The sequence below is a fragment of the Robinsoniella sp. RHS genome (assembly GCF_001029355.1).
Classification (GTDB): Bacteria; Bacillota; Clostridia; order Lachnospirales; family Lachnospiraceae; genus Robinsoniella; species Robinsoniella peoriensis.
Window position 1 is genome coordinate 1 of sequence record NZ_JNGB01000158.1, and the last position, 5,037, is coordinate 5,037.

4 protein-coding genes are annotated in these 5,037 nt (G+C 41.0%); all 4 read left to right on the top strand.

The annotated features are described in order from the left end of the window. The first annotated feature begins 642 nt into the window (after window positions 1–642). Window positions 643–1,488 carry a hypothetical protein gene (locus RHS_RS27000; protein WP_395023591.1) on the top strand — a complete coding sequence of 282 codons (846 nt, stop codon included), beginning with the start codon at window positions 643–645 and terminating at the stop codon, window positions 1,486–1,488. 370 nt (window positions 1,489–1,858) lie between these two features. Further along, the gene (locus tag RHS_RS27005; protein WP_047834923.1) at window positions 1,859–2,500 is read left to right on the top strand and encodes a DUF2291 domain-containing protein; all 642 of its coding nucleotides are present in this window, start codon (window positions 1,859–1,861) and stop codon (window positions 2,498–2,500) included. A 23-nt stretch (window positions 2,501–2,523) separates the two neighbouring features. After that, complete coding sequence (locus RHS_RS27010) at window positions 2,524–4,056, top strand: ATP-binding cassette domain-containing protein (protein WP_047834924.1); 1,533 nt, start codon at window positions 2,524–2,526, stop codon at window positions 4,054–4,056. A gap of 17 nt (window positions 4,057–4,073) precedes the next feature. After that, window positions 4,074–5,037 (top strand): sugar ABC transporter permease (locus RHS_RS27015; protein WP_047834925.1); only part of this gene is annotated, 964 nt, incomplete at its 3' end.

Consider the following 5,037-nt stretch of genomic DNA (forward strand, 5'->3'; position numbering starts at 1 on the left):
GGGGGCGGACCAGGACATTGGTTTTGAAGGCGTATAGCAGAGCTGAGCATTTACTTACCTTCCCGAAGTGCTTTTTGGCGGATAGTATTCGACTGGCTCCCATCGGATACTAAGCGGGCAGTGAGCTGCGAAATGCATCAGGATTTCGGAGCGAATGCCCGCGTGCCGCCAAAAAGTGCTCCGGGAAGGTTAGAAAATGCCAGTTCTGCGGTAAGCCTTCCAAACCAATGTCCTGGTCCGCCCCCTTCTCTTTCCGTACACTACCTACATCTACAAAGCGTCTTAATCAGCTAAACCCAAATTTAGTATTTTATAACTGCATGGACTCCCGATATCCTCGCTAAGTAAAGACCAGTATTGTTGTAGTATATTTATAAGCGGAAATTATGAATTGTAGTATTAGTAGAATAAACCCTTGCATTATTCTTATAGTTATGATATATTAAAAAATAATAAGAAATTCACCGATCAATTTATGTGTATTTTATAATCTTTTATTTTCTGTAAACTTCTGATTTATTCAAATCAAAAACCCCTGTTTGTTAAGCAAAGTATGATGTTACATATATACTTAAAAGTTATTTTCCTTTTCACGTAATATATGTATGATGGTACGTTTGCACGTGAAGGAGAGTGTTGTCGTTGGAAGGAATTGCGTATCAAAACAAAGATATTTTATCTAAAATTTTTGCTGAGTCACTAAAAGAGAAATCATTTTCTGTTTACGGAATCGATTTACCCAGGATCATTGAGGTACTGCCAACCAATCTGCCCAGCATTCAAGTAAATGAGCTGAGATTAGACAATTTGTTTTTGCTGGAAGATAACAGCATTGTACTGGTAGATTATGAAAGCAAATTTTTAAATGATGATATTTTAGATTATCTGAGCTATGTCTGCAGAATATTAAAAAGGTTGGGAAAGGGATGGATAGGGGTGAAAATTAGGGTTTTAATCCTATATACCTCCGATGTGGAACAGGCAAACGATGTTCTGGATATTGGATGCCTTACTTTTAAAATTGAGCAGGCATTTCTATGCGGCTTAGACACTGCCCGTATTTATGAAAATATAAAGAAGAAAATAAAATGCCATGAGAAACTGACAGATGATGAAAATATGCAAATGATTATATTACCATTAACAGTAAAAGGAAAACAAGAAAAACAAGTTCTTCTAAAAGAAATCATCATGTTAGCAAAAGAAATACAAAATGAAAACGACCGCACGTTTATTATGGCGGGACTATTGACTTTCGCTGATAAGATTATAAGCAGTCAGCTGGCAGAAGAGATAAGGAGGGAAATTCGTATGTTGAAAGTAGAGAGAATCATATTTGAGGAAGGGTTGGAGGAAGGTGAACACAGAAAGCAGATAAAAATTGCAGAAAACATGATTCGTGCCGGGAAAACCATACAGGAGATAGCAGAATTTACAGAAATGGCAATAGAAGATATCCTGAAGATACCAAAAAGTATATCAATGTAAGAGGATAGGAAAAGTACGATCTACATGCAGATTTTCCATACCAGTTTTCCCCATCTTTTCGTACATTACCTATATACAAAGCGGATAGAAAAAAGATTGTAAAAGAACGAATATAAAAAGATTCCGGTACTGCAATTTAACGTGCAGTACGGGAATCTTTTTCGTCTGCCCGAAATTATATATAGAAGGAACATAGAAAACCGCCGTCCGAAAAGTAAAAAGTCAGAATCGTTATATTTTATTTCAGAATGATTATATTTTTGGATTAGGGAGTTTGTTAAAATGTATATAAATAATTTATATAAAAGTTATTAATTTTTTATATCAATATGTTTGAAAAGAATGAAAAGTATGGAAAGAAGGAGAATGTATGAAAAAAAGAATTGTGATATTGCTATTAGCCCTGTCATTGGCGTCAACCTCACTGACGGGCTGTATTAAGGTAGTAAAAATAGGAGATGAGGCAGCTCTGACAGGTGAAGAAAAATTCAGTGCAGGAGACGATGTTGCCTCTTTCTGGGAATCAAAGGCTTTGCCGGAGCTGGGTGAAAAAGCGGTGGATCTTGGCACGTTACTGACAGAAGCAAACGGGGATCTGAAATCTGTTGCAGAGAAGTATGGAAAATATTCCATGGGAGATTCGGGAGAGTTGACCTATACCGTAAAGGGAACGGTAACGGTTCAGGAAGTGGAGGCAGAAAAAAAAGCGGGCTTCATGACGGTTTCCCTGGAGGGCTATTCGGGACCGGAAGAAATCAAAATGCAGATAGGTTCCGTTATTAAAGGCTCGGCCGTGAGAGATGCGTTGTCATTTATTAAGTTTGGGGACTATACCAATCAGGAAGAATATGCCCAGGTATCACAGGGTATCCACGCTTTGATTCAGGAAACGGTTATTAATCCGGACATTGCAAAAGGGCTGAAAGGAAAGACTATAGAGTTTGTGGGATGCTTCTCGGTCAGTGACAATACATCCATACTAATTACACCAATCAGCATCACCGAAAAATAAGCGAAGTGGCAGGAGGCCTGAAAATGAAAGAAAATGTAGTTTTACATGCCGAGTGCATGAATAAAATTTATCCCGGAACAAAGGCGTTAGACCAGGTTTCCTATGACGTGGAGAAAGGAAAGGTCAATGTTTTAATCGGAGAAAACGGAGCAGGCAAATCTACGCTGATGAAGTTAATTGCGGGAATTGAGCAGCCGTCCTCCGGTAAAATGTATATGGATGATAAAGAGGTCGTCTTCAAAGATACAACAGAGGCGAGAAAACATGGAATCGGCATTATCCATCAGGAGCTCAGCCTGTATCCAAACCTGAATGTATACCAGAATATATTTATGGGCAGAGAACAGACTAAGGGACTGAAGCTGGATAATAAAAAGCATGCAGAATTGACCAGAGCAGTATTAGAGAGGCTGGAACATCCCATTAATGAGAATATTCTCGTGGGGGACCTGAGGGTTGGACAGCAGCAGATGATCGAGATTGCCAGAAATGTAGTGCAGGAAGATTTAAAGATCCTCATTATGGATGAGCCGACCTCTTCCTTAAGTGAACAGGAAGTAGAGGTTTTATTCAAACTCATGAGGGAATTTACCAGCCAGGGTATGTCAATTGTATACATATCCCACCGACTGGAAGAGATCATGAGGATCGGTGATAACGTAACGATTCTGCGGGATGGAAAGTTCGTAGCCAAGGCAGAAGTAAAAGACATTGATGTACCGTGGATTGTTCAGCGAATGGTAGGTGAAGGGAAATCCTATCCGAAAAAAGAGCGGGGAATTAACTGGAAGAAGGCAGAGACAGTAATGGAGGTGAAAGGGCTGACGCTTCCGAAAAAGGGCGGTGGATATCTTCTGAAGGACATAGAATTCAACCTGAAAAAAGGCGAGATACTGGGAATATATGGGCTGATGGGTGCAGGCCGGACAGAAATCTTTGAATGCATCATGGGAATGAGGCCGGAACATACCGGAGAGGTAATGATAGACGGTGATAAATTACAGATCCGTAACATTTCCGAACAGATTGCCCGCGGTTTTGCACTGGTACCGGAAGACCGCCAGGCAGAAGGGCTGGTGCAGACATTAGACATCGGGAAAAATATTTCCCTATCCAGCCTGAAGAAATATGCCAGACATTTTTTCCTGAATGAAAAAGAAGAAAGCAGGCATGTTGAAGAACAGATTCAGGACATTCAAATTAAAGTGGCTGATAAAAAGCTGCCGATTCTTTCCCTTTCCGGGGGGAACCAGCAGAAGTGTGTCATCGGGAAAGGAATCCTGACCAATCCCAAAATACTGCTATTGGATGAACCCAGCAGGGGAATCGACATCGGAGCCAAAACGGAAGTGTTTGATATTATCAACCAATATGCGGAACGGGGCTTATCAATCCTTGTAGTTTCCTCAGAGCTGAAAGAGATCGTAGCAATTGCAGACAGAGTCATTGTCCTGTCCAACGGGATTAAAACCGGTGAATTCAGCGGAGATGAGATTACGGAAGATCAGTTAGTACTGTCCTCTTATAAAGGACACCATACACAGATTAATGAATAGAAAAGAGGAGAATTAAAATGGGTAAGAAAAATAATACAGGTACATATAATTCCATTGCCATGACACTGCTGAAAGGAAGGACATTTATTGTTTTAATTGTGCTGGTACTGTTTTTCAGTATCATAACACCTACATTTTTCACATTGAATACAGGACTTCTGGTTGCAAAACACGTTGCCCTTTATGGAATACTGGGACTTGGTATGACTTATGTTATCATTACGGGCGGAATTGACCTGTCTGTAGGTGCTATCGCAGGGCTTGGAGGAATGATTGCAGGCGGATTGATTAATGAAGGCCTGACACTTCCAATGTTTGGAGTTACGATTTATTTCAGCGTACCCTGGGTAATCTTAATTACTGCTCTGGTAGGTGTTTTTGCGGGATGGCTGAATGGTTTTATTATAACGAAATTTAATGTGGCACCATTTATTGCCACACTTGGAATTATGAACGTGGCAAGAGGATTTGCAAATCTCCGTTCCGGAGGTAAGACTTTTTCCAACATTGTAGGTAACAAAGTGTTGGGCAACAATGGATTTGAGTTTTTGGGAAGTACAGTAGCAGGCATCCCGGTAGGTGTAATCATACTTGCGCTGATTGCAGTGGGAGCTGCGCTTATCTTAAAGTATACACCATTTGGCTGGCATGTTCTGGCAATCGGTGGAAATGAAAGGGCAGCCAGGCTGTCCGGTATCAAGGTGAAGAGAGTAAAGACCTATGTATATATGTTTTCAGGCTTTTGTTCCGTAATGGTTGGTATGATCGCTGCAGGACAGTTGGTTGCTGCACATCCGGCAACCGGTGAAGGCTGGGAGATGAACGCGATTTCGGCGGCAGTACTTGGCGGAACTTCCATGGCTGGCGGTGTGGGCACCATAGGCGGCACAATCGTAGGTGCATTTGTAATCGGCGTTATTAATGACGGTATGGTTATGTGCGGAGTTTCGGAATTCTGGCAGAAGGTAATCAAAGGTATCG